Below are 26,004 nucleotides of genomic sequence, written 5' to 3'. Positions count from 1 at the left end.
CCGGAGAGACCCATGGCAACTGACGCCAAAAAAGGAAATTCCATCGTCGAGACGATCAAGACGGTGTTCTGGGCGCTGGTGATCGCGGGCATTTTCCGCACGCTCTTCTTTCAGCCCTTCTGGATTCCTTCCGGTTCGATGAAGGACACGTTGCTGATCGGCGATTTCCTCTTTGTGAACAAGATGGCCTACGGCTATTCCTACGCCTCCTGTCCGTCGATCCGGCTGGGCGGGCTGAACATCGACGCCAAGGACATCTGCGGCTTTCTTGGCGGTGACAACACGCGCATCTTGGGTTCCGAGCCAGAGCGTGGCGATATCATCGTCTTTCGGCACCCCGCCGATGGCACGGATTTCATCAAGCGGCTGATCGGCCTGCCGGGGGACCGGATACAGATGAAGGACGGGGTGCTGCATATAAATGACGAGCCCGTGCAACTGACACCCGCAGGAAATTTCGTCGAGGAATTTACCCGGCAAGGGCCGATGGGCATCCGACCGCGCTGCGAGAACGGGGTTGTCGGCGAGGGGGCCGATTGCCTCAAGTCGCGCCACATCGAGACGCTGCCGGGCGGGCGGACGCACAGTATTCTCAACATCGGCGATCAGCGATCGGATCACACCGGCGTCTTCAGCGTGCCTGCGGGGCATTATTTCTTCATGGGGGACAACCGCGACAACTCCACCGACTCGCGGTTTCCGCAGGCCGTGGGCGGTGTCGGTTTCGTGCCCTACGAGAACCTGATCGGTCGGGCAAACCGGGTCATCTTTTCCTCTGCCGGGCGCTCGATGCTGGCCTTCTGGACATGGCGGGGGGATCGGTTCTTCGAGAGGCTGGAGTGAAGATAGCGGCAGATATCCGCGCGTTTCAGACGCGGCTGGGGCATGAGTTCGACAGGCCCGCCCTGCTGGTTCAGGCGCTGACGCATGCCTCGATGTCCTCGCCCAACCGGGACGACAATCAGCGGCTGGAATTTCTGGGCGACCGGGTGCTGGGGCTGGTGATGGCAGAGGCGCTTCTGGCGCAGGATGCGGCGGCCAGCGAGGGCCAGCTTGCGCCGCGCTTCAACGCGCTGGTCCGCAAGGAGGCCTGCGCCGACGTGGCGCGGCAGATCGACCTGGGCGCGGTGCTGAAACTGGGCCGCTCCGAGATGCTGTCGGGCGGGCGGCGCAAGGAGGCGCTTCTGGGCGATGCGATGGAGGCGGTGATCGCCGCCGTTTACCTGGATGCGGGATACGAGGCGGCGCGCGGCGTGGTGTTGCGGCTCTGGGGCGGGCGTATAGGTGCGGTCAAGCAGGATGCGCGCGACGCCAAAACAGCACTTCAGGAATGGGCGCAGGCGCGCGGACTGCCGCCGCCGGACTATGCCGAACTGCACCGCAGCGGCCCGGATCACGCACCGGTCTTTACCATCGCCGCACGACTGTCCTCCGGAGAGAGCGCCGAGGCGACAGCCGGATCGAAACGGCAGGCGGAACAGGCGGCGGCGCGGGCTTTGCTGGATGGACTGGAAAACGACACATGACCCAACGCGCCGGATTCATCGCCCTGATCGGAGAGCCCAACGCGGGCAAATCGACCTTGCTCAACCGCATGGTCGGAGCCAAGGTCAGCATCGTCACCCACAAGGTGCAAACTACCCGCGCGCGGATTCGCGGCGTGGCGATCGAGGGTGAGAGCCAACTGGTTTTTGTCGACACGCCCGGCCTCTTTCAGCCGCGCCGCAGGCTTGACCGGGCGATGGTGGCCGCCGCCTGGGGCGGGGCGTCGGATGCCGATATCGTGGTGCTGCTCATCGAAGCGCATCGCGGTGTGACCGAGGGGGTAGAACGTATCCTTGAGGGTCTTGCCGGGCTGGCCGAGGGGCGCAGAGTGGCCCTGGCGATCAACAAGATCGACCGGGTCGAGGCCCCGGCGCTGCTGGCGCTGACACAAGAGATGAACGACCGCCTCGCCTTTGAAAAAACCTTTCTGATCTCGGCGGAAAAGGGCTATGGCGTAGGGGATCTGCGCCTCTGGCTGGCGGGTGAGGTGCCCGAGGGGCCGTGGCTTTATCCCGAGGATCAGATTGCCGATCTGCCGATGCGGATGATCGCCGCCGAAATCACCCGTGAAAAGCTGACGTTGCGCTTGCACCAGGAACTGCCCTATCAGTTGACTGTCGAGACAGAAGCGTGGGAAGAGCGCAGGGACGGCTCGGCGCGGATCGACCAGGTGGTCTATGTCATGCGCGACGGGCACAAGGGGATCGTGCTGGGCAACAAGGGCGAGACGATCAAGGCCGTCTCCAAGGCCGCGCGCGAGGAGCTGGAAGAATTCCTGGGCCGCCGCATTCATCTGTTCCTGCAGGTCAAGGTGCGCGAGAACTGGATGGAAGAGGCGGCGCGCTATTCCGAGATGGGGCTGGATTTCAAGGACGGGAACTGAGGAGATGCCGGTCTGTCCAGTTGCAGGAACAGCCAGCCCCCGCCCAGCCGCACGCGCGCCATGACCCGGCTGACCGCGCGGTTCTGGGTCGATGCCTATCTGGCGCGGTTGCGGCTGGCGGATATCCCGGCCTTTGTGGTGGCGCATGGCGACGACACGGGTGGCGCGGTCATGATCAAGCTCAATACGCTCGACGGTCGGGCACGGCTCTGGCAGAGGTCCTTTGATCTGATGACGGGCGCGCGGGTCTGGGTGGTTCTGGCCGAGGGCAACGAGGCAGGGGTGGACGCCGCGATTGCCCGACAACGTGGCTTCGATCCCGATCTCTGGGTGATCGAGGTGGAGGATCGCGAGGGTCGCCACCTGCTCGACACGGACGGGCTGGAGGCGTGAGCGGTGATGGACTGGCGCGATCAGGGCATCCTTCTTAGCAGCCGCCGCCACGGGGAAAGCGCTGCGATCATAGAGGTTTTCACGCCCGAACACGGGCGTCACGCAGGCGTTGTGAGGGGCGGCGCGTCGCGCAAAATGGCCCCGGTGCTGCAACCGGGGGCGCAGGTGGACGTGACCTGGCGCGCACGGCTGGAGGATCACATCGGCACCTACACGGTCGAGCCGCTGCGATCGCGTGCGGCGGCCATGAGCAACCGGCTGGCGCTGTCGGGACTGATGGCGGTTTGCGCGCTCGTGCTTTTTGCGCTGCCCGAGCGCGAGGCGCATCGCACGCTCTACCGGCGGACTGAGACGCTGCTTGATCTGCTGGACCGGCCCGACATCTGGCCGCTGGCCTATCTTAAATGGGAACTGGCGCTGTTGGAGGAGATGGGGTTCGGTCTTGATCTGCGGACATGCGCGGTGCTGGGGGAAAAGGCGAACGATCTGAGCTATGTATCGCCGCGCACCGGACGCGCCGTGTCGCGGGCGGGGGCGGGGGAATATGCCGAACGGCTGTTGCTGCTGCCGCCCTGCCTGCTGGGGCAGGGGCCGGCACCGGATGCGGAAATCCTGCAGGGATTCGCGGTGACGGGCCATTTCCTGCGGCATCACCTGGCCCCGCATCTGGGGGACAGGCCGCTGCCCGATGCGCGGGCGCGGTTCATCGCACGGCTCGCGGCTGGTTTCCCGCCGGGCTGATCTGACCGGGTGCCACATGCGGACATGATCTTTATCGCCGGGGCATCCCCTTGGGCCGCATGAGGCGCTTCTGGGCGGCGATCCGGAAAGGTGCGTTGGGCGCGCCATACCCGCCGTAGCCACCTGTTCTCTGGACGATTTCAAAGAACATCCCGCCCGCGTAGGGCCGCGAATAGAGCTGATAGAATGCGCCATTGGCATCCTCGTCATAGAGGATGTTGCCCGCCCTCAGCCGCTCCAGCAGGGCGGGCGGCAGATCGAACCGGGCCGCAAGGTCGGCGTAATAGTTGTTCGACATCGGCATTGGCTCGAACCCGCAGGCCGCCAGTGCGCCCGAGGTGGCAAAGATATCGTCGCTGGCCAGCGCAATGTGCTGCACCGACGCGCCGAAGCTGTCGGCCAGGAAATTGCCCGCCATGGTGCGATGGGTCTCGGCCCCGTTGAGGGTGATCCGGAGCGCGCCGTCCGGCGCTTCGATCGCCTGACTGCGCACCAGCCCGTCGGGATCCACCACATCGACCATGGGGGATTTGCGCATCTCGAACAGCGTGGTGTAGAACAGCGACCAGCTGAGCATCTCGTCATAGCTCATCGTCTGCGCGAGATGGTCGATGCGTTTCAGCCCCGCCCCGTCATGCGGCGTGTCGGCGCCTTCGAATTCCACCGACCAGACCTTGCTCAGGCCGCTGGCCTCGTCGATGAAATGCACGACGCTGCCACTCAGGCCGCGGATCGCGGGGATGTCCAGCTCGCCGGGTCCGATGGGTTGCGAGAAGGGTTGCGCGCCAAGGCTGGTGGCGCGCGCGACGGTCGCCGCGGCATCGCCCACCGCAAGCCCGATATCGCACACGGTCGTGCCATGCATGGTGTAGGCGCTGCTGGCGTAACCGGTCGTTTCCCGGTTCACGACGATGCGGATATCGCCCTGACGCCAGAGCGAGAGCTGCTTTGCTATATGCCTGCCGGAACGCTTGAATCCCAGCGTTTGCAAAAGGTTTTCAAGCGCGTCCGCCTCGTCACCGCGCGTTGCGAATTCCACGAAGGCGACGTTTTCAACAACGGCCCGTTGCGGCATCGGCGGAAAATCGAGGACGGCGGCCGGTTCCTCGCGCCGCACGTCATCCATCAGCGCGACCAGAGAGCGATGCCCGTCCTTGGCGATGGTCTTTGGACGGCCGCCGCGGAACTGATCGTTGAAAATCTCCAGCGAGATCGGGCCGGAATATCCGGTCGCCACCACTGCGCGCATGAACTGCCTGACTGCCAGATCGCCCTCACCGGGCATGTTGCGGAAATGCCGGGACCAGTAGAGCAGGTCCATCTCGATCAGTGGCGCATCGGCCAGTTGCACAAAGAATATCCTGTCGCCAGGAATGCGCCGGATCGAATCCGGGTCGATCCGGCGCGCCAGAGTGTGAAAGCTGTCGAGGATCAGGCCGACATTTTCATGCTCGGCGCGGCGCACGATTTCCCAGGCGTCGCGATGATCGTTGACGTGCCGCCCCCAGGCCAGCGCCTCGAATCCAACGCGCAGGCCGCGCCGGGCGGCGCGCTCTGCCAGTTCGTGAAAATCCGCTGCTGCCCGGTCGATCCCGCCGAGCGCGTCCGGGTGACAGGACGAGCAGACCAGCAGCAGATCGGTTCCAAGCTCCTGCATCAGGTCGAACTTGCGCTCAGCCCGGTCGAATGCCTTGGCGCGCAGCGGGTCGGGCAGGCCCTCGAAGTCGCGAAACGGCTGGAATAGCGTGATCTCCAACCCCATCGAGCGGATCAGATCGCCAACCTCGCGCGGGTCGCCGTCATGGGCGATGAAATCCTGCTCGAAGATTTCGATACCGTCAAAGCCGGCAGCGGCAATCGCCTCCAGTTTCTCGGGCAGGTTTCCCGAAACCGAAACCGTCGCGATGGAGGTTTTCACAGCTCATCCCCCTCTATGGCGGTGCGCAGGGCGCTCCAGTCCAAGTCTATGCCGGTAAAGATGCGCCAGGCATCGACACCCTGACCAAAGAACAGCTCATAACCCGAGATGACATCAAGTCCGGCGGCTGTGGCGTCGCGCAGGAATTCGGTTTCGACCGGCGTATAGACCGCGTCAAAGGCCCATCTTGCCCCGGTCATGGTGGAAGCGGGCAGGGGGGTGCCGCCGATGCCAACCATCCCGAGGGGCGTGCAGTTGATGATACCGTCCGCGCCGATGACGGCCTGAAGCGCATCGGTCGCGGGCTCGATCCTTGTATCGCTGCCGACATTGCACAGCGCCTTCGCCAGTGCAGCGGCCTTGGTCGGGTCCAGATCGACACAGCGTATCGTCTCAGCACCGAGGCCGAGCAGACCAAAGGCGACCGCCTTGCCGACACCGCCGGTGCCAATCAGGCATACCGTGCCGGGCGGGGCCTGCCCCATCACGGCGCGGTAGGCGCTCATGAAACCGCTGTAATCGGTGTTGAACCCCTGCGGGCCTGACGGCTCGAACACGATGGTGTTCACCGCGCCGATCGCCCGGACAAGGGGATCGCTGATCTGAACCTTGCCTGCGACCAGTTCCTTGTAGGGGTAGGTCACGTTGATCCCGCGAAAGCCGCCGGCCCGCGCAAGTTCGAACGTTTCGTCGAAGCTCAGGCCAAGGTCGCGGGGAATGAGCCGGTCATAGGTGACGTTGAGACCGGCCAGTCGTCCCGCGGTGCGGTGAAGGCGAGGTGATTTCGACCGGCTGATATTGTCACCGATCAACCCGAGTCTGACGGATCCTGTCGGTGTCTCTGTCATGTGCTGGCCTTTCCGAACAAGCGGATTTTCGCGGCGCTCCAGAGCGGTGTCTGGCTGACGAAGATGAGGATGACCGCCGTGAAGAGCGTCAGCGAAAGAGGGCTGGTGATGATGCCTTCAAAAAAGCGGCCAAGATCCTCGCGCTCGGAGATGATCGCCCTGCGCCAGTTGTCGTCGAGAAGACGCGACAGGATGACACCGAGGATCACCGGACCCAGCGGATAGCCGTAATGGCGCATGAAGAACCCGAGGACACCGAAACCGAGCATCCAGTAGACGTCGGAGATCGCGTTGTTCACGGCATAGGCCCCGACGATTGACAGCAGAAAGATCAGGGGAATGATGATGGATCGGGGCATCTCGACAATCTTTGTGAATATCCTGATGCCGGTAAGGCCAAAGATCAGCATGAAGACATTAGCGGTCATCAGCGCGCCCACGATGAACCAGAACATGTCGGGCTGGTCTATCATCAGCATCGGGCCGGGATTCAGCCCGTGGATGAACAGCGCGCCGATCATGATTGCGGTGACGGCATCGCCTGGGATCCCTAGCGTCATCATCGGGATAAAGGCCCCGCCCACGGCTGCATTGTTGGCGGTCTCCGGGGCGACCAGACCCTCCATTGCGCCCTCTCCAAAGGGGCGCTCGGGATTCTTGGTGACGCGCTTGGCGTGATCATAGGCCATCAGCGCCGCAATATCTCCGCCGGTGCCGGGCAGGGCGCCGATGATCACGCCGATGGTTGAGGTCTGCAGGCTGAGCGGCAGATGCTTTCGCATGGTGGCGAAGGAGGGCACGATCTTCGAGATCTTCTGCCGCACCGCCACCTTGTCCACGTTCTGTAACTGCAGCAGCGCTTCGGACACACCGAACATGCCAATCATGACGGCGATGAAGGAAATTCCGCCCTGCATGATCTGCAGATCGAAGGTGAGGCGTTCCGTGAAGGTCAGCGGATCGCGCCCGACGGATCCGATGGCAATGCCGAACGCTCCGGCAAAGATGCCCTTGACCAGACTGCCGCTTGACAGGGAGCCGACCAGAAGGATCCCCAGGATCGCGAGCAGCATGTAGTCCCGTGGCTGGAATGTCAGCGCAAAGTCGGAGACGAAGGGCGCTGCAAGGGCGAGCACCAGAATGCCGATGAATCCACCAAAAAAGGACATGACAGTGGTCACGCCTATGGCCTGCCCGGCCTCACCCCTCTTGGCCATGGGATAGCCGTCCATCGCGGTGGCGATGGCCGATGGCGCGCCGGGGATATTGAGCAGTATCGCCGTGCGCGAGCCGCCATAGACGCCGCCCATGTAGATACCGACCATCAGCGAGATCGCCGGATAGACGTCCCATGAGAAGGTAAAGGAAATCAGGATTGAAACCGCCATGGTGACGGACAGTCCAGGAATGGCCCCGATATAGATGCCCGCAAAGGTTCCGATGCCGACCAGGAGCAGCAGTTGCGGTTGGGTGAAGATGGTGAAGATTGCCAGCAGCGTTTCCATCACGTCAGTTCCCGGACAGCAGGTTGCGGAAAATCTGGATGAACTCGGCCTCGGGCACGATCCCGGCCGGCAGGAGTACGGTAAAGACGACGCGGAAAACCAGCCAGATCACAATCAGCGACCCGAGCGCGACAAGCAGCGTGTAGCCCCATCCCCGGCGCGCCAGAACCTTGATCGCAACGATCAGAAAGAGCGCTGCGGTCGGCGCGAAGCCGACTGGTTTCAGCATGAGACCAAAGACAACGAGAAACCCGATGAAAATGATAATCAGCAGCGGCAGTATGTCGTTTGCCATGGTTTCATTTGCGACCTTGGGCATACGTGCCGTGCGCAACGTCACCATCCCCGCCGTTACAAGCATGATAAAGGTTGTTGCCATTGGCACCGAGCCGGGGGCGGACAGGGCGCCCAGTCCCGAGATGCCATAGGCGTTGTAGAGCAGCACCAGACTCGCGATGGTCAGAAAGATGGCAAAGCCCAATTCACCGGGGCGCCGCTGTGCCGGGTAGCCTCCGGGTGTTGCATCCGACGTGCCGTCGTGATGATCGCTGTCGCCTCTGAATTCCGGATTCATGATCCATTCCTCCCGTTGGACTTGGCCGGGCTCCTCCCCGGAACGCAAAGCGCCGCCCGACGTCAGGCGCGGGCGGCGCCAGTGTGGCAGGTCCTTTATGGCCCCACCATCCGACTGTGTCAGTTGTTATTCGCCCGGACGGGCGATGCCGAATTCTTCGGGGGAGGTCTTGGTCAGGCCCGCATCGTGCAGGAGCCATGCGGTGCCTTGCTGCCATTTCGTCAGGAAAGCGTCGGCCTCGTCGCCGGAGATGGACATCAGTGTGAATCCGCGGCTGTCCATCAGTTCGACGAAATCGGGATGCCGGGCCCCTGTCGCATAGGCGTCGCTCAGCTTGGCCACCACGTCATCCGGCGTGCCCTTGGGAACAAAGACGCCAAAGAACGGCCCCCAGGGCAGGTAGGTGCTGTAGGCTTCGTTGAATGAGGTCACCGCCGGCACGTCCGGTAGCTTGCTGTTGGGCGCGAGGTCAAAGACGGCCAGCGGTTTGATGTTGCCCGCGCGGATACCTTCGATGGCGGCACCAAGAACGGCGGGCATCACGTCGATCGCGCCACCTTGGAGAGCCGTCAGCGCGGGGCCGTCGCCATCGTAGGGAACGGCGATCAGGTCAAGTTCGCCCTCGACGGTGTTCATCATCGCGGTGACGACTGAAGGCACCCCGCCGGGTCCGGTGGATCCGATGCGCACTTCGCCCGGATTTTCGGCGATATAGGCCATCAGCCCTGCATAGTCGTCGTAGGGGGCATCCTTGTTCGCGACCAGTATCGGCGTGCCGCGGGCCAGGATGTTGATCGGGATGAACTCGCCGTAATCCTTGTCGCCGAGCCCCATGACCTTGTAGAGCATCGGGTTTTCCGCGCCCATCAGCAAGGTATAGCCGTCAGCGGTGGATCCGGCGACGTGGTTCAGCGCGATGGCGCCCACCGCACCCGTCATGTTCTGCATGACGACCGTGCCGCCCAGAACATCCTCGGCATGTGGTGTGACAGAGCGCATCACGGTATCGGTCGAACCGCCCGCACCCCACTGGATGATGCCCTGGATTTCCTTGCTGGGATAATCCTGCGCGGTGGCGATGGTTGCTGTCAGTCCAAGCGCAACCAGTGCGCCGATCAGTTTCGGATACATTCCTGTCCTCCCTAGGTGTTTTGCTGGCTGCCGATTCGCTCCTCTTCTCGGCGGTCACGATCACCTTTATGTACCCTGAGGTTAATTTGTCAATAAAAATGTTCCCAGAGGTTAATTTTGTGCTATCCAGCAGGGGAATCATCAGTCTGTTGAGGCAACTCCCATGGATGGCAGCGGCGATCGCGATTCCAAGAAGCGTAAAAGTTCATGGAGAAAGGATCCGGTCGCGGTCCGCGAGGATATTCTGGCAGTCGCGACGCAAGAGTTTGCCGCCCATGGCCTGTCGGGGGCGAACATCAACGAGATCGCCGAGAAGACATCGACGTCCAAGCGGATGATCTACTATTATTTCGGCGACAAGGAGGGGCTTTACTGCAAGGTTCTCGAGGGTGTCTATGCGTCCCTGCGCAACAGCGAGGACCGGCTGGACGTCGAAGGTCTGGAGCCCGTCGCGGCCCTCAGGCGTCTGGTCGAGGCCACGTTCGACGCGCATGCCAATGCGCCCCATTTCATCCGCCTTGTCATGATCGAGAACATCCATAATGCCGATTACCTGCGGAAATCCCGGATCGTCCCGAAGCTGAACCGCTCGATCATCGAGAAACTCGATGACGTCTGCACGCGCGGCAAGGCGGCGGGCAAGTTCCGGCAAGGCGTCGATCCCCTGCAACTGCACTGGCTGATCAGCTCTTTCAGTTTCTACAACGTGTCGAACCGCGCCACGTTCTCGGCTTCGTTCGGCGCATCGCTGTATACCAAAAAGACCCAGGCGATCCTCAAGGCGCGCGCCACGGATATGGTGCTGTCCACGGTAGTGATCGGCCATGTTCCGACGACATGGGATGCGCCTGCGGGCTGAACAGACCTGTGCCGCTGCGGGCATCACCCCCGGCGCATGGCCTCCATCTCGCTTGGATCAGGACAATGAAGCATTTGTCGAAACTGGCCGGAACTGCCCCCAACCCCTACTCCCCATTTCCACCGGCGCGGAACACCATCTCTCGTCCCTTGTCATTCGACAGGATCAGCACCTCGCCCGCTACCTCGACCAGGGTCATCTCGGCGAGCGCACGGAAATAGCGGGTTTCGGCGTCGAGGGCGGGGCAGGTGTGGCGGGTGGTGGTGACCTCTTCAGCGGCAAACCAGGGATAGGGCGCGGTCTGCGTGCCGGAGTAGAGGTTGCAGGGCGCCTCTCCGCTCAGCCTGCCCTCTTCGGGAAAGCGCAGCGTGGCGCGGACGGGATAGGGCACGCCGTCGATGCTCTGCAGGTGCCAGACTGCCGCATCGCCACCATAGGCGCGGACGGTCTCGTCCTTGCAGTAGCCCAGCAGGGACATAACCGCGAGGATCAGGGCAGCGCGCATCGCGTCACCGGAGCGCGAGAACGAGATCCACCAGAGACCCGATGGCGGCGGCGTTCCGGTCGGCGTCGCGGTCGCGCAGCGCCTGCATGCCGATCGCTGCCGCATAGAGGATGCGGGCCATTTCGATATTGCCAATCCCGCAGGCGGAAAGCAGCGCATGCAGCCGCTGAAGGCGTCGTTCATCCACCGCCTGCACTGCCGCCGCGGCGGCGGGATCGTCCTGCGCCCAGGCCCGAATGGCCGATTCGGCCCGCATCGCCGCTGCGTCGTTCTGGGCGCTGGCGGCGATGGTCTGCGCGGTGTCGCGCAGGCGAGAGGTGTCGGTCGCGGCCTCTGACGCTGTGGTGAGCGTGGCCTCTGCCTCGGCTGCCCACAAGTCCAGAATGGCCTGATGATAGGCGGGCACATCGTTGAAATGCCAGTAGAACGACCCCTTGGTGGTGCCGATCCGGCGCGCCAGCGGTTCAGCCCCGAGCGCGCCCGGTCCGATCTCGCACAGCGCCTCCAGTCCGGCGATAAGCCAGTCGGTCCGGGTCAGGCGGGGGCGGCGCAGGAGGGGCATGACATCAGCCTTACGCATCATGCTGCGCTGCCGCAAGAGGGTGGTTTGTCACGGCTGCACGCGATGCGGTGTCACAGAGATTTTACAGCCCTGTCGCAAAGTCGTTGGGAATCGTGCCTAGACGGGGTGCGAACCAACGGGGGCAATAGTCGTGCTGAGCATTGATGCGCTGACCAAGACATTTGGCCAGAACACCGCAGTGGACAAGGTGACGTTCTCTGTCGAGCGACCCGCGATGATCGGGATTATCGGCCGATCGGGAGCAGGCAAATCCACCCTCTTGCGGATGATCAACCGGCTGACCGATGCGAGTGCCGGGCGCATCTATTTCGAGGGCCGCGATGTGACCGCGCTCAGGGGAGCCGGGAAACGCGCCTGGCAGTCACAATGCGCGATGATCTTTCAGCAGTTCAACCTTGTGCCGCGCATGGATGTGGTGTCGAACGTGCTGCATGGCACGCTCAACCGCCGCTCGACGCTGGCCACGATGTTCAACCTTTATCCGCAGGCCGACATTCACCGCGCCATCGAGATCCTCGACCGACTGGGCATCGCCGATCATGCGCCGAAACGCGCCGAGGCGCTTTCGGGCGGGCAGCAGCAGCGGGTGGCGATTGCGCGCGCGCTGATGCAGGATCCAAGGATCATTCTGGCGGACGAGCCGATTGCCAGCCTTGACCCGATGAACGCGCAGATCGTTATGGACGCGCTGCGCCGCATCCATGAAGAGGACGGACGCACGGTGATCGCCAACTTGCACACGCTGGACACCGCGCGGCGCTATTGCGACCGGGTGATCGGGATGTTGCATGGCCGCGTGGTGTTCGACGGCACGCCGGAGCAACTGACTACCGGCGTGGCGCGCGACATTTACGGAGCCGACGCCTCGTTTTCCGAGGAAAGCACATCGACGTCCATCGAGACGCTCGGTCGCGGCCTCAAGCGCGCTCTGCGCGAGGCGGAGGCTGCGGTCTGACGACCCCGGCCCGCCGAGGGTGGCGGGCTTACACCTTGAACGGAGAGAAATCCATGAAGAATCTGCTTGCTGCCATCGTTGCAACCACTGCTCTGATCAGCCCCGCGCTGGCCGAGGACAAGATCACCGAATTCCGCATCGGCATTCTGGGCGGGGAAAATGCGCAGGATCGCATGACCTCGAACGAATGCTATCGCGCCGCTGCGGAAAACCTGCTCGGGGTGCCGGTCAAGCTGTTCACCCCCGCCGACTATGATGGCGTGATCCAGGGCCTTCTGGGTGGCACCATCGACATGGCGTGGTTGGGCGCATCGGCCTATGCCAAGGCCTATCTGACTGATCCCGAAGCGGTCGAGCCCATCATGGTCAAGACCAATATGGACAAATCCTATGGCTATTACTCGGTCGGTTTTGCCCGCAAGGACAGCGGCATCACCTCACTCGAGGACATGAAGGGCAAGGTCTTTGCCTTTGGCGATCCCAACTCGACCTCGGGCTATCTGATCCCCGCGATCGAGATTCCCGCCGAGACCGGCGCCAGTATGGAGTCGGGCGATTACTTCGGTGAGGTCAAGTTCACTGGCGGTCATGAGCAGACCATCGTCGCGGTCGCCAATGGCGATGTTGATGCCGGTGTGACCTGGGCCGATGGCATGGGCGCATGGGAAGACGGCTACAACTCGGGTGCGCTGCGCAAGGCGGTGGATGCGGGCTTGGTCGACATGAACCAGATGGTCGAGATCTGGAAGTCCAAGCCGATCCCCGAAGGCCCCATCGTGCTGCGCAAGGCGCTGCCCGAACGGGTCAAGCTGGACATCACCACCCTGACCGCCTCGCTGCCCTACATGGACGCCGATTGCGCCTACAACTTCATGGCAGGCGAGGCGCTGGGGTTCCAGCCGATCAGCCATGACGCCTATCTCTCGATCATCGAGGCGCGCAAGTCGCAGATGTAAGCCAGCGAGACTGACCGAGCGCCGGGCCCGCATCCGCGTGGGCCCGGTTTCGCATGACAGGAGGCGGGCATGAGCGATCTGACGGCAGAGCAGGCAGGCGTGGGCCGGGTGCAGGACGCCTATATGGCGATGACGCGGCGCAAGCGCACCTATGGGGCGGTGATGCTGATCGTCTTCGTGGCGCTGATGGTCTCGGGATTTCGCGTGGCCGACGGGCGCAACGCGGGCGGGTTCTGGAACGGAATCGGCAACATCTTTCAATTTCCCAGGGAGGTTCTAACCGAGGCGGTCGCCAAGGTGGCCAACCTGCCGGGGCTGATGTGGAAATTCCTGCCCTCGCTCATCGAAACGGTGAATATCGCGGCGGCCTCGACGCTGCTTGGGGCGCTGGGGGCGATCCTTCTGTCGCTTCTGGCGACGCGCGGACTGGCGAAATGGCCACGCCTGATCGGGCTTTTCCGGCGGCTGATGGATGTGCTGCGCGCGGTGCCCGAGATCGTGATCGCGCTTGTGCTGATCTTTATCCTCGGCGGCGGACCGGTCCCGGCGATGATCGCCATCGCCATTCACACGGCGGGGGCGCTGGGCAAGCTCTTTTCGGAAGTGAACGAGAACGCAAGCCTCAAACCGGTCGAGGGGTTGCAATCGGTGGGGGCCACATGGGGCCAGCGCATGTGGTTGGGCGTGATTCCACAGGTGGCGCCGAACTATCTCAGCTACGCCCTCTTGCGGTTTGAGATCAACATCCGCGCCTCGGCGATCCTGGGCTTCGTGGGATCGGGCGGCATCGGTTATGACCTCAAGAACGCCTTTAGCTGGGGACAGGGACGCTATGACGAGGTGGCGGCGATCTTTCTGCTGCTGTTCGGTACCATCGTGTTCTTTGACCAGATATCCAGCCACTACCGCAACAAGCTGATCGGCGAGGGATAGGCCATGAGCATGATGACCGATGTGACGCCCACCCGCCTTGACGCGATCCGCCTGTTCCGGCGTAAACGGCTGGTGACCTTTGGTTTTCCGGCGGTGATTCTTGCCTATTTCATTTATATATTCTTTGCCTTCGACATTCCGGGGCTGGCGGACCGTGCCCGTATGGACAACGCCAAAATTCTTGTCGCAGACAGCTACAGCTACAAGACCCATGTCACCCGCGACAACCGTGTGGGCAGTCTGACGATTGCGGTCGAGGGCGAGAACAAGGGCACATGGCCCGAGGGCACCAGCCCCGACTGGGTCGAGATCGAAAGCCCGGACCGCACTCGGATCGAACTGAAAAACGGCGAGGAGGTTCTGATCGACGGCAATACGATGCGCTATGACGTGCCGGGCTACGGGCTGATCGAGGCAGAGGCGGGCCGCCGGGGGATCGGCCTGCGCCTGCCCGAAGGCGAGGTGCCGGACTGGATCAGCGCCAGCGATACGCGGGTCGACATCACCACCGCTGCGGGTCGCGTGACGCTGACCCGGGCGCGCATCGAGGTGATGCGCTACCACTTCGGCTGGGAGTTGTTCTGGTTCACCCTCGACAGCCCGTTCTATGGCAAAAGCCCGGGTGATCTGATCGGGCTGGCGTTCTCGGACGAGCGGCTGGTCGCGGGCAAGAGCAATCTTGCGGCCATGGCGCATGACGTCTGGACCAACCGGATGTGGCAGCACAGGGACGTGATATGGGCGATTTTTGAAACCATCCTCATGGCTTTTCTCGGCACGATGGGCGCGGGTATCGTGGCGCTGCCGCTGGCTTTTGCCGCAGCGCGCAATTTCAGCCCGTTCATGGCGGTGCGCGCGGTGGTGCGGCGCGTCTTTGACTTTGTGCGCGGGGTCGATGCGCTGATCTGGACGATCATCCTCGCGCGCGCCTTTGGCCCCGGCCCCCTGACTGGCGCGTTGGCGATCCTGATCACCGATACCGGAACATTTGGCAAGCTATTCTACGAGGCGCTGGAAAACGTGGACAAGAGAGAGATCGAGGGCGTGCAATCGACCGGGGCGAGACCGCTGCAACGCTACCGCTTTGGCGTCATTCCGCAGATTACGCCGGTGCTGCTTAGCCAGCTGTTGTATTATCTCGAATCCAACACCCGCAGCGCCACGATCATCGGGGCAATCACCGGGGGCGGTATCGGTCTCTTGCTCACGCAGGCGATGATCACGCAAAAGGACTGGGAAGAGGTAAGCTATTACATCATTCTCATTCTCGTCATGGTGATGGTGATGGATACGGTTTCCGGCTGGTTGCGCCGCCGGCTCATCACCTCGGACGACGGCGGACACTGAAAGGGCGGAATCGGGTATTTGGACCAAGAAGAAGCACAGTCGGGTTTCTTCCTGACGAAATAGCCCTACCGGAAGCATTGAATTCTTTGGGAGCGCGGCATGCCGAGATTGCGGGCCGATGAGGCGGTGATCCATCCGGATTGCGAGATCAACGATTGCGAATTAGGGGTTTATACAGAAGTCGGGCGCGGCAGTCGCCTGGCGCATGTCGCGATGGGGGATTATTCTTATTGCGACCGCTATTGCGATCTTGCCAATGCCGAGTTCGGGAAATTCGCCAATATCGCCAGTTTCGTGCGGGTGGGGGCGACGGATCATCCGCTGGATCGCGCCAGCCTGCATCACTTTCTCTATCGTTCGGCCAGTTACTGGAAAGACGCAGAGGACGATGCGCACTGGTTCGATAAGCGGCGGGCGCGCGTGGCGCGGATCGGGCACGACACCTGGATCGGGCACAACGCGCAGGTCAAGCCCGAGGTGAGCGTGGGCCACGGCGCGGTCATCGCGGCGGGAGCGGTGGTGACGCGGGATGTGGCCCCCTACATGATCGTAGCGGGGGTGCCCGCACAGCCGCTGCGCGCGCGGCTGGCCCGTGACCTAGCCGAGCGAATGATGGCGCTGGCGTGGTGGGACTGGGATCACGCGAGGCTACGCGAGAGCCTTGAGGATTTCCGTGCGCTGAGTGCCGAGGCGTTCCTGGAGAAATACGGCGGCTGACACTCAAATGAAGGCGCCACGATGGACCGCCTTGCCGATGCTGAAATCGCCGGATGAAAAGGGCAGCTACAATACCATTCCATTGGTAGCCCAACGATGTGACAGGGCAGTGACAGCGCGGCGGAGGTTCAGAGATCGGCCAGGATCAGGGTTATCCGATCGCCTGCAAACCATGTGCGGCCGTATTCGATGGGTTGGCCGTCCAGGTCGACGTTGACGGCGATGGTGCGCAGGATGGGCGCGCCGGGGCTGAGATGCAGGTGCAGCGCCTGTGTGGGGCTGGCGAGTTTGGCATTGAGCCGGGTCGAAGCACGGGTGTAATCCGGCACGCCCTGCTCGGCCAGCGCCGCCGTGACCGATTTGAGGCGCGAGAGGGCCTCGGGCAGGTCGGGGAAGCGCGCCGCCGGAAAGGTGCTGCGAAAGATCGCCACGGGCATGCCGTCGGCGAGCGAAAGGCCGTCATAGACATGCACCTGCGCGCCGGGAAGCAAGGTCAGCGCCTCTGCTTCTGCCGCGTCGGCGGCGCGGGTTTCAAGGGCGAGGATTTCCTTGGCGGGCAGGCGTCCCGCAGCGCGCAGGTTCTGGTGAAAGCGGACGCGCTGGCCGATCGGATAGTCGGCCGGGCGGTGCGCGACAAAGGCCCCCGCGCCGCGCCGGGTAAAGATCACGCCACTGTCGGAGAGCGCCCTGAGCGCACGACGCACGGTGTGGCGGTTGACGCCGAAACGGGTGGCGAGCGCTGCCTCTGTGGGTAGTTTGTCGCCAGGTGCGTAGCGGCCCGCCGCGATATCTGCGCTCAGGCTGTCATGGATAGCGCGCCAGAGCGCATCGGGTTTCTCGCGGGTCATGTCACAGAAGTTTCACCGGTCGCGGGCTTGTTTGAAGGAGGGGTTTCGGGTATTGATTTGTCTAGTTGTATAGTAAGCTCGACAAATCTGCAAGGTGTCTGCATGAGCGATGAATTTGACCGCAAGGCGTGGATGGGCCTTTTGGCGCGCGCGCCGGCGGCTGATCTGGATCGGCTGTGGGCGCGTGCCGGATTTGCGCCCGAGCACAGCTATCTGCGCCCGCCCGAGGTGGGCGGCGTGATGGTGCGGGGTCGGGCCGGGGCGACGGGCGCACCGTTCAATCTGGGCGAGATGACGGTGACGCGCTGCGCGCTACGGCTGGCTGATGGGGCGGTGGGTCATGGCTATGTGCAGGGGCGCGGCAAGCAGCACGCGGTGCAGGCGGCGATGGTCGATGCGCTGATGCAGGGGCCGCAGGCGAAAGAGGTGCGCGCGGCGGTGCTGGAGCCTCTGGCAGAGGCAGAGGCGTCGCGGCGGGCGGCGCGGACGGCCAAGGCGGCAGCCACGAAGGTGGATTTCTTTACCATGGTGCGGGGAGAGGATTGATGGAGGCGCTGGCGCTTCAGGGGGGATTTTCCGACGCGTCCGTCGAGGCGGCGCTGGCGTTTCGCGCGGTAATGCGTGCCATGGCGCGCCCCGGCACGGTGGAGCATGTGGCGGGGGCTGTGCCGCCTGCGCCCCTGTCGGCGGCGGCGGGGGTGGTCATGCTGACGCTCTGCGATCCCGGAACGCCGGTGCATCTGGCCGGAGAGGCGGATTGCGCGGCGGTGCGGGACTGGATCACCTTTCACACTGGCGCGCCTCTGGTCGGGCGGGAGCGTGCCGCGTTCGCGGTGGGCACGTGGCCGGACCTGCTGCCGCTGGAGGGCTATCCGATGGGGCTGGCTGAGTATCCGGACCGTTCGGCCACGCTGATTGTCGAGTTGAACGTGCTGGAGGCGCGCGGCGCGCGGCTGACGGGGCCGGGGATCGCGCGTGAGGTGGCATTGTCGCTGCCGGAGACCGTAGCGTTTCAGGCCAATGCGGCGCGGTATCCGCTGGGGCTGGATTTCGTCCTTACCTGCGGGGATCGCCTGGCGGCGCTGCCGCGCACGACGCGCGTGGAGGCGAACTGATGTATGTGGCGGTGAAGGGCGGCGAACGGGCGATCGACAATGCCCATGCCTGGCTGGCGGAAGAGCGGCGGGGCGATCCTGCGGTTACGGAACTGAGCGTGGCGCAGATCCGCGAGCAGTTGAGCATCGCGGTCAACCGGGTGATGGCAGAGGGCTCGCTCTATGATCCCGATCTCGCGGCGCTGGCGATCAAGCAGGCGCGCGGCGATCTGATCGAGGCGATTTTCCTCATCCGCGCCTATCGGACGACGCTGCCGCGGTTTGGCGCATCCCTGCCGGTGGATACGGGCGCGATGCGCTGTGACCGCAGGATTTCGGCGACGTTCAAGGATGCGCCGGGCGGTCAGGTGTTGGGGCCGACCTTTGACTACACCCACCGCCTCTTGGATTTCAAGCTGGCGGCAGAGGGCGAGACGCCACACGCGCCGACAGCCACACCCACCCCCGGCCCCACGCCGCATATCATGGGCTATCTCGACTGCGAAGGGCTGATCCAGCAAGAGCCCGAGAGCGACAGTACGCCCCCCGACCTCACGCGCGAGCCGATGGAACTGCCCGCCGACCGGGCGCTGCGCCTGCAGGCGCTGACGCGCGGCGATGAGGGGTTCATCCTCAGCCTCGCCTATTCGACACAGCGCGGCTATGCCCGCAACCATGCATTTGTCGGCGAACTGCGCATCGGTGCCGTTGCGGTCGAAATGGGGATCCCTGAGCTGGGGTTTGCCATCGAAATCGGCGAGGTGGTGCTGACCGAATGCGAGACGGTCAATCAGTTCAAGGGCTCCAAGACAGAGCCGCCGCAATTCACGCGGGGCTATGGTCTGGTGTTCGGGCAGACCGAGCGCAAGGCGATTGCCATGGCGCTCGTGGATCGCGCGCTGCGCTGGAAAGAGTTGGGCGAGGAAGATCAGGGCGCGCCCGCGCAGGATGAGGAATTCGTCCTCATGCATGCCGACAACATTCAGGCGACGGGCTTTCTCGAGCATATCAAGCTGCCGCATTACGTCGATTTCCAATCCGAACTGGAATTGGTGCGAAAGCTGCGTCGGGAGGCCGAAGGTTTTGCAACGCAAGAGGCGGCGGAATGAGTTTTCTTGGAACGATCAAGCCGGGGCACGCACGATGAGTGATTACAACTTTGCCTATCTTGATGAGCAGACCAAGCGGATGATCCGCCGCGCCATTCTCAAGGCACTGGCGATCCCCGGCTATCAGGTGCCCTTTGCCAGCCGCGAGATGCCGATGCCCTATGGCTGGGGCACGGGGGGCGTGCAGGTCTCGGCGGCGTGCCTGACGCCGGGGGATACGTTCAAGGTGATCGACCAAGGCGCGGATGACACGACCAATGCGGTCTCGATCCGCAAATTCTTTGAGAAAACCGCCGGTGTCGCCACCACCGAGGAAACCGCCCGCGCCAGTATCATCCAGACCCGCCACCGCATCCCCGAGGAGCCGCTGACCGAGGATCAGATCCTTGTCTACCAGGTGCCGATCCCCGAACCCTTGCGGTTCCTGGAACCGTCCGAGGTGGAGACCCGCAAGATGCACAGCCTTGAGGAATATGGCCTCATGCATGTGAAACTCTACGAGGACATCAGCCAGCACGGCGCGATTGCCACTGCCTATGCCTATCCGGTCAAGGTCGAGGGGCGCTATGTTATGGACCCGTCGCCGATCCCGAAATTCGACAACCCGAAACTGCGCATGGCCGCGATCCAGCTCTTCGGCGCGGGGCGCGAGCAGCGGATTTATGCGCTGCCGCCCTATTGCGAGGTGGTCAGCCTCGATTTCGAGGATCACCCGTTCGAGGCCACCAGGGCCGATCACGATTGCGATCTCTGTGGGGCCTCTGACAGCTATCTTGACGAGGTGATCATGGATGATGCGGGCGGGCGGATGTTCGTCTGTTCGGACACGGATTATTGTCGGTCGCGGCGCGCGGCGGGGCATGTGGGGGCGCAGGGCGCACCCTACGAGGAGGGCAGGCCATGACAGCGCTGTTGCAGGTACGCGACCTCGCCAGGTTCTACGGTGCGCGGCGGGGGTGCGAGGGTGTCAGTTTCGACCTCTGGCCCGGCGAGGTGATGGGGATCGTCGGCGAGAGCGGGTCGGGGAAATCGACCTTGCTGAGTTGTCTTGCGGGGCAGATGGCGCCGGACCGGGGCGAGGTGATCTTTGACACACGGGGGGATGGCCCGCGTGATACGCTGAAGATGTCGGAACCCGAGCGGCGGATGCTGATGCGCACCGACTGGGCCTTTGTCCATCAGCATGCGCGCGACGGGCTGCGTATGGGGGTTTCGGCCGGGGGAAATGTGGGCGAGCGGCTGATGGCCGTGGGGGCGCGGCGTTACGGCGATATCCGCAATCGGGCGATCGACTGGCTGGGCCGGGTCGAGATTGCCGCCGACCGGGTGGATGACCGACCCGGTGCGTTTTCGGGCGGCATGCAGCAGCGCCTGCAGATCGCACGAAATCTGGTGACCGGGCCGCGGCTGGTGTTCATGGATGAACCGACCGGGGGCCTTGATGTGAGTGTGCAGGCGCGGCTGCTGGATCTGCTGCGGGGTCTGGTGCGGGAAATGGGGTTGAGCGCCATCATCGTCACGCATGATCTGGCGGTGGTGCGGTTGCTGGCCGACCGGCTGATGGTGATGAAGGATGGGCGCGTGGTCGAGGCGGGTCTGACCGATCAGGTGCTGGACGATCCGCAACATGGCTACACGCAGTTGCTGGTGTCGAGCGTGTTGCAGGTGTGAGCATTGGGGGCCAGCCCCCAAACCCCCGGGGTATTTGCACCAAGAAGAAGGAACGGATGATGATCGAGATTGAAGGTCTGGGCAAGAGTTTCACCCTGCACAATCAGGGCGGCGCGGTCATTCCGGTGATGGCGGGGGCGCATCTGCGGGTGGCGCGCGGCGAATGCGTGGCGCTGACGGGCACGTCCGGGGCAGGAAAATCCACGCTGATGCGGATGATCTACGGCAATTACCGGGCCTGCGGCGGGCGGATCATGGTGGGGGATGTGGATGTGGCCCGCGCCGCCCCGCGCGAGATCATAAGGCTGCGGCGGGAGGTGCTGGGTTATGTGAGCCAGTTTCTGCGGGTGGTGCCGCGCGTGCCGGTGCGCGAGGTGGTGGCAGAACCCCTACTGGCGCTTGGTGTGGGGCGCGAGGCGGCGCTGGCACGGGCCGAGGCGCTGCTGGCGCGACTCAATATCCCGGAGCGGCTGTGGACGCTGAGTCCGACGACATTCTCGGGTGGGGAGCAGCAGCGTGTGAATATCGCCCGCGGCTTTGCGCATGAGTTTCCGGCGCTCTTGCTGGATGAGCCGACGGCGAGTCTCGATGCGGCCAACCGCGAGGTGGTGCTATCGCTGATCGAGGAGGCCAAGGCGCGGGGTGCCGCCATCGTCGGGATCTTCCACGACGAGACAGCACGGGCGCGGGTCTGCGATTGCGAGGTGGATGTCACCCGGTTTTCGCCGGAGCGGGCGGCATGAACCGGGGATGGTTCATCGCCGTGGTTGGCCCCTCGGGCGTGGGCAAGGACACGCTGATGCGCGCCATGATCGAGGCGCGGCCCGGGCTGCGCCGCGTGCGGCGGGTGATCACCCGGCCCGCCGATCCTGCGGGCGAGGGGCATGAGCCGGTGAGCGAGGCGGAATTTGACATGCGTCTGAAGGATGGCGGTTTTGCGCTTCATTGGCGGGCTCACGGGTTGCGCTATGGCGTTCCGGTGGGGATCAGTCTGGATCTCGGACTTGGGCGGGATCTCTTGGTGAATCTGTCGCGCGGGGTTCTGCCCGAGGCGCAGGCACGATTTCAACCCTTTGCAGTGCTGCATCTGACGGCGGCGCAGGAGGTGCTGGCGGCTCGGCTGGCGATGCGGGGGCGTGAGGTGGGCGAGGATATCGCTGAGCGGCTGACGGGGGCTGCAGAAGCGCTGCCCGAAGGTGTAGGGCCGGTTGTGTCGCTCGATACCGATATGCCGGTGGCGCGACTGGCAAGGGCGGCGCTCAGGCAGCTTCAGGCGGTGAGGGTATGACGGTGGATGAGATGGAAATGGCCGGTCTCACCCTCGCCCATGAGCGAGAGGGCGTCGACGGCAAAGGGGCGCGGGATGAGCGGGTTCAGCGTCGCCCCGAGCGCATCGCGCAGCAGGGACAGTTCGGTCTTGGGGCGCTTGCCGGTGAGGGTGATGTGAAAGCGAAAAGCGTCCATCACGTAGGGATATCCCCATCGCAGCAGCAGCGCGTCCTGTTCGGGGGTGAGCCCGCCCGAGCGACGGCGAGCGATCTGTGCCTCGGTCAAAGGTGCGCGAAAGGCATCGAAGGCGCGCACGGTCCGGGCGGCGAGGGCGCTGACCGCGCCCTGATCGCCGGTCGGGATGAGCGCCAGAAAACGGCCCAGAGCGGCGACTTCGAGGCCGTCGAGCGTGACCGGGCCGTTCTGAGTACAAAAGCGGGCGAAGGCGTCGACGAGAGAGGCCCCGGTCTTGCCATCCGCCAGACGAAAAGGGGGGGCCATGGTGGCGTGCAGCCCGTATTTGCGGGGGGCGGCGGTGATCTCCTGCACCGGCGCGGGCAGGCCAGGCAGGTCGAGGTGATACACGGGCTGTCCGGTCGCCGGATCCCATCCCAGCCATGCCGCGCCGAAATCGGACAGGGGCCCCGGAGGGGGCGTGAAATAAATAGCGTAACGGGTGAATATCATGGGGCGTTTCATGGATTTGCCGTGATCTTTCAGGAAAGCATGACACTGACATGACAGAAGACTGTATTCTCGCCAATGCCCTGCTGATCCTGCCCTCAGAGGTGCGGGTCGGGTCGGTTGTCCTGCGCGGGGGAAGGATTGCCCGGATCGACAGCGGAACGGGCGTGCCACGAGGGGCGGTGGACTGTGGCGGCGATTTCATCGCGCCGGGTCTGATCGAGTTGCATACCGACAATCTGGAGCGCCATATTCAGCCGCGCCCCAAGGTAGACTGGCCGCATAATGCCGCTATCCTTGCGCATGATGCGGAACTGGCCAGCGTGGGAATCACCACGGTGTTTGACGCGATGCGGGTGGGATCCGTGCCCACTGGCGTGGGGCGCTACAAGAAATATGCGCGCGGGCTGGCCGATGAACTCTTGAGCCTGCGCGCCGAGGACGCGCTCAAGATCAGCCATTTCCTGCATCTGCGGGCCGAGGTGTGTTCGGAAACGCTGGAAGAGGAAATGGAGGAATTCGGCCCCGAGGACCGGGTGGGCATCGTCAGCCTGATGGATCACACGCCGGGGCAGCGGCAGTTTCGCGATGTGACCAAGCTGGAGGAGTACATGAAGGGCAAGCACGGTCTGACGGATGCGCAATTCGCGGAGCATGTGGCGCAACTGAGGGCGCTGCGGGATGCGCATGGCGACCGCCACGAGGCGTCGGCGGTGGCGCATGCGGGCCGCTATGGCGCGGTGCTGGCCAGCCATGACGACACGACCGAGGAACAGGTGGCGGTGTCGGAGGGTTATGGCATCAGGCTGGCCGAGTTTCCCACCACGGTCGAGGCGGCGCGCGCCTGTACCGCGCGGGGGATCGCGGTCATCATGGGCGCGCCCAACCTGATCCGGGGTGCGTCGCATTCCGGCAACGTGGCGGCCGGGGACCTGGCCGATCTGGGTCATCTGGATATCCTGTCGTCGGACTACGTGCCCTCGGCGCTGTTGCTGGCGGCGGTGCAACTGGGCGAGCGCTGGGACGACATGGCGCGCGGGATGGCCACGGTCTCGGCCAATCCGGCGCGGGCCGTGGGGTTGGCGGATCGCGGCGCGCTGGCCGAGGGCGCGCGTGGTGATCTTATCCGGTTTGCCCTGCGCGGGGGGGCACCGGCGCTGCGGGGTGTCTGGTCGCAGGGGCGTCGCGTGGCCTGAGCCGGGCTTTGACAAGGGGGAAGGCGGGGCGCATAACGGGCGCGAATTCAATCGCTTGCACCGGAGATCCCCATGACAGAAACGTTATTCAATCTGCCCGCCGCACCGTTGCTGCCTGTCGAGGGAGTGGCGGACGGATATCCGGTGGGCCGGGTGTTCTGCGTCGGGCGCAATTATGCTGCCCATGCCGCCGAGATGGGCAACGAGGTGGACCGTGAGGCGCCGTTCTATTTCACCAAGTCGGCGCATCACATCTGTCTGGGCGGGGCGACGATCCCCTATCCCCTTGGCACGCAGGACTGTCATCACGAGATGGAGTTCGTCGTTGCGCTGGGCGCGCCCGCGTTCCGGGTGAGAGAGGCGGAGGCGATGGCGGCGGTCTATGGCTATGCCTGCGGCATTGATCTGACGCGCCGCGATCTGCAGGCTACGGCCAAGGACAAGCGGCGGCCCTGGGATCTGGGCAAGGATTTCGAACACTCGGCGGTGATCGGGGCCATTACCCCGAAGGCGGAGTTTGGCGAGATCGGGCATCAGGCGATTCGGCTCAGGGTCGATGGGCGGGTAGCGCAGGAGGCGACATTGGCCGAGATGGTCTGGTCGGTGCCCGAGATCATCGCGCATCTGTCGCGTTTCTACCATCTGGCACCGGGCGATCTGATCTATACCGGCACCCCTGCGGGCGTGGGTCCGGTCGTGCCGGGCAATGTGCTGCTGGGAGAGATCGACGGGCTGGCATCGTTGCATCTGAACATCGGCGCGGCGGAGTAGGGGCGTTGCGCGGGACAGACCAGAGGCGGCTGCAATATGTGCCCGTCACGCTATTTACCGTGGTGATGGGGCTCTGCGGGTTCACGCTGGCGCTGCGTGCGGGTGAGGTGTCGCTAGGGTTGACGCATGTGATGTCATGGGCGGCGCATTGGTTGACCATGGCTGTCTTTGCCGCCGTGGCGCTGGGCTATCTGGCCAAGGCGGTGCGATATCCCGGGGCGGTGGCGGCGGAATGGCGGCATCCGGTCAAGCTGGCGTTCTTTCCCGCGATCTCCATCGCACTGGTGCTTATGTCCATCGTGATGCTGGTGCCCGCACCGTGGGTTGCGCACGTAATGTGGCTGATTGCGGTGCCGATGCAGTTGATCCTGACGCTGGCGGTGGTCAGCGGCTGGATCAGTGCGCGGTCGTTCCAGCACGGGCATCTGTCGCCGGCGTGGTTCATCCCGGCGGTCGGCAATGTGATCGTGGCGATTGCAGGTGTGCCACTGGGATATCTCGAGATCAGCTGGTTTTTCGCCAGCGTGGGGCTGATTTTCTGGATCGTGATGCTGGCGCTGGTGATGAACCGGCTGATTTTCCACGATCCTCTGCCCGAGCGGTTGCAACCGTCGCTGGTCATCCTGATCGCGCCGCCAGCGGTCGGTTTTCTGGCTTGGGTGGAACTGGTGGGCGGGGTGGATGAATTCGCCCGGGTTCTGCTGAACGGGGCCTATCTGTTTACGCTCATCGTGGCGGTGCAGTTGCCACGCCTGATGCGGGTGCCGTTTTCGCTGAGCTTCTGGGCGCTCAGCTTTCCGGTGGCGGCGGTGACGATCGCCAGCTTCGCCTATGCCGAGGCGGTGGGATCGGTCGGACACCGGCTGATCGGGATCGTCCTGCTTGCGGCGCTTTGCGTGATCATCGCGGGTCTGTTGTGGCGAACGGCGCGCGCGCTGCGGGCGGATGCGGTGTTTCAGCCGGATTGAG

General features: G+C 64.0%; 30 protein-coding genes. 21 read left to right on the top strand and 9 right to left on the bottom strand.

What is annotated here, in order from left to right; all coding sequences use genetic code 11:
- Window positions 1–12: 12 nt before the first annotated feature.
- Genes lepB through recO form a run of 5 tightly spaced genes read left to right on the top strand, consistent with a single transcriptional unit; the run spans window position 13 to window position 3,562 of the window.
- Window positions 13–843 (top strand): signal peptidase I, encoded by an 831-nt coding sequence (gene lepB / locus BSG08_RS14405; protein WP_093038381.1) that lies wholly within the window; start codon window positions 13–15, stop codon window positions 841–843.
- Window positions 807–1,526: a ribonuclease III gene (gene rnc, locus BSG08_RS14400; RefSeq protein ID WP_425439297.1), complete on the top strand. Its 720-nt coding sequence runs from the start codon at window positions 807–809 to the stop codon at window positions 1,524–1,526. The genes lepB and rnc overlap by 37 nt, the downstream gene beginning before the upstream one ends.
- On the top strand, window positions 1,523–2,428 hold the full coding sequence (gene era / locus BSG08_RS14395) for a GTPase Era (RefSeq protein WP_093038377.1): 906 nt from the start codon (window positions 1,523–1,525) through the stop codon (window positions 2,426–2,428). The genes rnc and era overlap by 4 nt, the downstream gene beginning before the upstream one ends.
- Before the next feature lie 60 nt (window positions 2,429–2,488).
- A complete protein-coding gene (locus tag BSG08_RS14390) occupies window positions 2,489–2,821 on the top strand; it encodes a DUF1491 family protein (RefSeq protein WP_093038374.1) in 333 nt (110 codons plus the stop codon).
- Between the two features lie 6 nt (window positions 2,822–2,827).
- Window positions 2,828–3,562, top strand: coding sequence for a DNA repair protein RecO (recO, locus tag BSG08_RS14385; protein ID WP_093038372.1), 735 nt, complete (start codon window positions 2,828–2,830; stop codon window positions 3,560–3,562).
- Window positions 3,563–3,593: 31 nt separating this feature from the next.
- Here recO and BSG08_RS14380 read toward each other — a convergent pair whose 3' ends face one another.
- The 5 genes from BSG08_RS14380 to BSG08_RS14360 form a co-directional block, all read right to left on the bottom strand.
- Window positions 3,594–5,480 carry a bifunctional sugar phosphate isomerase/epimerase/4-hydroxyphenylpyruvate dioxygenase family protein gene (locus tag BSG08_RS14380; protein WP_093038370.1) on the bottom strand — a complete coding sequence of 629 codons (1,887 nt, stop codon included), beginning with the start codon at window positions 5,478–5,480 and terminating at the stop codon, window positions 3,594–3,596.
- Entirely contained in the window at window positions 5,477–6,328 is an 852-nt protein-coding gene (locus tag BSG08_RS14375; protein ID WP_093038368.1) for a shikimate dehydrogenase family protein, read from the bottom strand. The genes BSG08_RS14380 and BSG08_RS14375 overlap by 4 nt, the downstream gene beginning before the upstream one ends.
- Complete coding sequence (locus BSG08_RS14370) at window positions 6,325–7,833, bottom strand: tripartite tricarboxylate transporter permease (RefSeq protein WP_093038366.1); 1,509 nt, start codon at window positions 7,831–7,833, stop codon at window positions 6,325–6,327. The genes BSG08_RS14375 and BSG08_RS14370 overlap by 4 nt, the downstream gene beginning before the upstream one ends.
- A gap of 4 nt (window positions 7,834–7,837) precedes the next feature.
- Window positions 7,838–8,407, bottom strand: coding sequence for a tripartite tricarboxylate transporter TctB family protein (locus BSG08_RS14365; RefSeq protein ID WP_093038364.1), 570 nt, complete (start codon window positions 8,405–8,407; stop codon window positions 7,838–7,840).
- 126 nt (window positions 8,408–8,533) lie between these two features.
- Complete coding sequence (locus BSG08_RS14360; protein WP_093038362.1) at window positions 8,534–9,538, bottom strand: Bug family tripartite tricarboxylate transporter substrate binding protein; 1,005 nt, start codon at window positions 9,536–9,538, stop codon at window positions 8,534–8,536.
- Between the two features lie 163 nt (window positions 9,539–9,701).
- Between BSG08_RS14360 and BSG08_RS14355 the strand changes: the two genes are divergently transcribed.
- Window positions 9,702–10,397, top strand: coding sequence for a TetR/AcrR family transcriptional regulator (locus BSG08_RS14355; RefSeq protein WP_093038360.1), 696 nt, complete (start codon window positions 9,702–9,704; stop codon window positions 10,395–10,397).
- Between the two features lie 106 nt (window positions 10,398–10,503).
- Here the strand turns inward: BSG08_RS14355 and BSG08_RS14350 are convergent, their stop codons facing one another.
- A complete protein-coding gene (locus BSG08_RS14350; protein WP_093038358.1) occupies window positions 10,504–10,902 on the bottom strand; it encodes an META domain-containing protein in 399 nt (132 codons plus the stop codon).
- 4 nt (window positions 10,903–10,906) lie between these two features.
- Window positions 10,907–11,464: a TetR/AcrR family transcriptional regulator gene (locus tag BSG08_RS14345; RefSeq protein WP_093038356.1), complete on the bottom strand. Its 558-nt coding sequence runs from the start codon at window positions 11,462–11,464 to the stop codon at window positions 10,907–10,909.
- Between the two features lie 151 nt (window positions 11,465–11,615).
- On the opposite strand from BSG08_RS14345, the gene phnC reads away from it, so the two are divergent.
- The 5 genes from phnC to BSG08_RS14320 all read left to right on the top strand — a co-directional run bounded on the left by phnC (window position 11,616) and on the right by BSG08_RS14320 (window position 16,393).
- On the top strand, window positions 11,616–12,440 hold the full coding sequence (gene phnC, locus BSG08_RS14340; protein ID WP_093038354.1) for a phosphonate ABC transporter ATP-binding protein: 825 nt from the start codon (window positions 11,616–11,618) through the stop codon (window positions 12,438–12,440).
- Between the two features lie 53 nt (window positions 12,441–12,493).
- Window positions 12,494–13,396 (top strand): phosphonate ABC transporter substrate-binding protein, encoded by a 903-nt coding sequence (gene phnD, locus BSG08_RS14335; RefSeq protein WP_093038353.1) that lies wholly within the window; start codon window positions 12,494–12,496, stop codon window positions 13,394–13,396.
- Window positions 13,397–13,465: 69 nt separating this feature from the next.
- Entirely contained in the window at window positions 13,466–14,329 is an 864-nt protein-coding gene (gene phnE, locus BSG08_RS14330) for a phosphonate ABC transporter, permease protein PhnE (protein WP_093038351.1), read from the top strand.
- Between the two features lie 3 nt (window positions 14,330–14,332).
- Window positions 14,333–15,676, top strand: coding sequence for a phosphonate ABC transporter, permease protein PhnE (gene phnE, locus BSG08_RS14325; protein ID WP_093038349.1), 1,344 nt, complete (start codon window positions 14,333–14,335; stop codon window positions 15,674–15,676).
- A gap of 99 nt (window positions 15,677–15,775) precedes the next feature.
- Complete coding sequence (locus tag BSG08_RS14320) at window positions 15,776–16,393, top strand: LbetaH domain-containing protein (protein WP_093038347.1); 618 nt, start codon at window positions 15,776–15,778, stop codon at window positions 16,391–16,393.
- A 128-nt stretch (window positions 16,394–16,521) separates the two neighbouring features.
- Here BSG08_RS14320 and phnF read toward each other — a convergent pair whose 3' ends face one another.
- A complete protein-coding gene (phnF, locus tag BSG08_RS14315) occupies window positions 16,522–17,241 on the bottom strand; it encodes a phosphonate metabolism transcriptional regulator PhnF (protein WP_093038345.1) in 720 nt (239 codons plus the stop codon).
- A 102-nt stretch (window positions 17,242–17,343) separates the two neighbouring features.
- Here phnF and phnG point away from each other — a divergent pair, with 102 nt between their 5' ends.
- Genes phnG through phnN form a run of 7 tightly spaced genes read left to right on the top strand, consistent with a single transcriptional unit; the run spans window position 17,344 to window position 22,403 of the window.
- Complete coding sequence (gene phnG, locus BSG08_RS14310; RefSeq protein WP_093038342.1) at window positions 17,344–17,787, top strand: phosphonate C-P lyase system protein PhnG; 444 nt, start codon at window positions 17,344–17,346, stop codon at window positions 17,785–17,787.
- Window positions 17,787–18,356, top strand: coding sequence for a phosphonate C-P lyase system protein PhnH (gene phnH / locus BSG08_RS14305; protein WP_093038339.1), 570 nt, complete (start codon window positions 17,787–17,789; stop codon window positions 18,354–18,356). Before phnG ends, phnH begins: the two co-directional genes overlap by 1 nt.
- Window positions 18,356–19,444 carry a carbon-phosphorus lyase complex subunit gene (locus BSG08_RS14300; protein ID WP_093038337.1) on the top strand — a complete coding sequence of 363 codons (1,089 nt, stop codon included), beginning with the start codon at window positions 18,356–18,358 and terminating at the stop codon, window positions 19,442–19,444. The genes phnH and BSG08_RS14300 overlap by 1 nt, the downstream gene beginning before the upstream one ends.
- A gap of 34 nt (window positions 19,445–19,478) precedes the next feature.
- On the top strand, window positions 19,479–20,348 hold the full coding sequence (locus tag BSG08_RS14295) for an alpha-D-ribose 1-methylphosphonate 5-phosphate C-P-lyase PhnJ (RefSeq protein ID WP_093038335.1): 870 nt from the start codon (window positions 19,479–19,481) through the stop codon (window positions 20,346–20,348).
- Complete coding sequence (gene phnK / locus BSG08_RS14290) at window positions 20,345–21,115, top strand: phosphonate C-P lyase system protein PhnK (RefSeq protein ID WP_093038333.1); 771 nt, start codon at window positions 20,345–20,347, stop codon at window positions 21,113–21,115. Before BSG08_RS14295 ends, phnK begins: the two co-directional genes overlap by 4 nt.
- A 59-nt stretch (window positions 21,116–21,174) precedes the next feature.
- Window positions 21,175–21,858, top strand: a complete 684-nt coding sequence (phnL, locus tag BSG08_RS14285) for a phosphonate C-P lyase system protein PhnL (protein WP_093038522.1) — start codon at window positions 21,175–21,177, stop codon at window positions 21,856–21,858.
- Window positions 21,855–22,403, top strand: a complete 549-nt coding sequence (gene phnN, locus BSG08_RS14280) for a phosphonate metabolism protein/1,5-bisphosphokinase (PRPP-forming) PhnN (protein WP_093038331.1) — start codon at window positions 21,855–21,857, stop codon at window positions 22,401–22,403. Before phnL ends, phnN begins: the two co-directional genes overlap by 4 nt.
- Here the strand turns inward: phnN and BSG08_RS14275 are convergent.
- On the bottom strand, window positions 22,385–23,071 hold the full coding sequence (locus tag BSG08_RS14275) for a DUF1045 domain-containing protein (RefSeq protein WP_093038329.1): 687 nt from the start codon (window positions 23,069–23,071) through the stop codon (window positions 22,385–22,387). The genes phnN and BSG08_RS14275 overlap by 19 nt on opposite strands.
- Before the next feature lie 50 nt (window positions 23,072–23,121).
- On the opposite strand from BSG08_RS14275, the gene BSG08_RS14270 reads away from it, so the two are divergent.
- The 3 genes from BSG08_RS14270 to BSG08_RS14260 all read left to right on the top strand — a co-directional run bounded on the left by BSG08_RS14270 (window position 23,122) and on the right by BSG08_RS14260 (window position 26,003).
- On the top strand, window positions 23,122–24,264 hold the full coding sequence (locus BSG08_RS14270; RefSeq protein WP_093038327.1) for an alpha-D-ribose 1-methylphosphonate 5-triphosphate diphosphatase: 1,143 nt from the start codon (window positions 23,122–23,124) through the stop codon (window positions 24,262–24,264).
- Between the two features lie 72 nt (window positions 24,265–24,336).
- On the top strand, window positions 24,337–25,035 hold the full coding sequence (locus BSG08_RS14265; RefSeq protein ID WP_093038325.1) for a fumarylacetoacetate hydrolase family protein: 699 nt from the start codon (window positions 24,337–24,339) through the stop codon (window positions 25,033–25,035).
- A 5-nt stretch (window positions 25,036–25,040) separates the two neighbouring features.
- Window positions 25,041–26,003, top strand: a complete 963-nt coding sequence (locus BSG08_RS14260; protein ID WP_093038323.1) for an SLAC1 anion channel family protein — start codon at window positions 25,041–25,043, stop codon at window positions 26,001–26,003.
- The last annotated feature ends 1 nt before the right edge of the window (window position 26,004 follow it).

Source organism: Roseovarius azorensis, from assembly GCF_900109455.1.
Taxonomy (GTDB): Bacteria; Pseudomonadota; Alphaproteobacteria; order Rhodobacterales; family Rhodobacteraceae; genus Roseovarius; species Roseovarius azorensis.
This window is presented reverse-complemented; position numbering and strand designations above follow the sequence as displayed.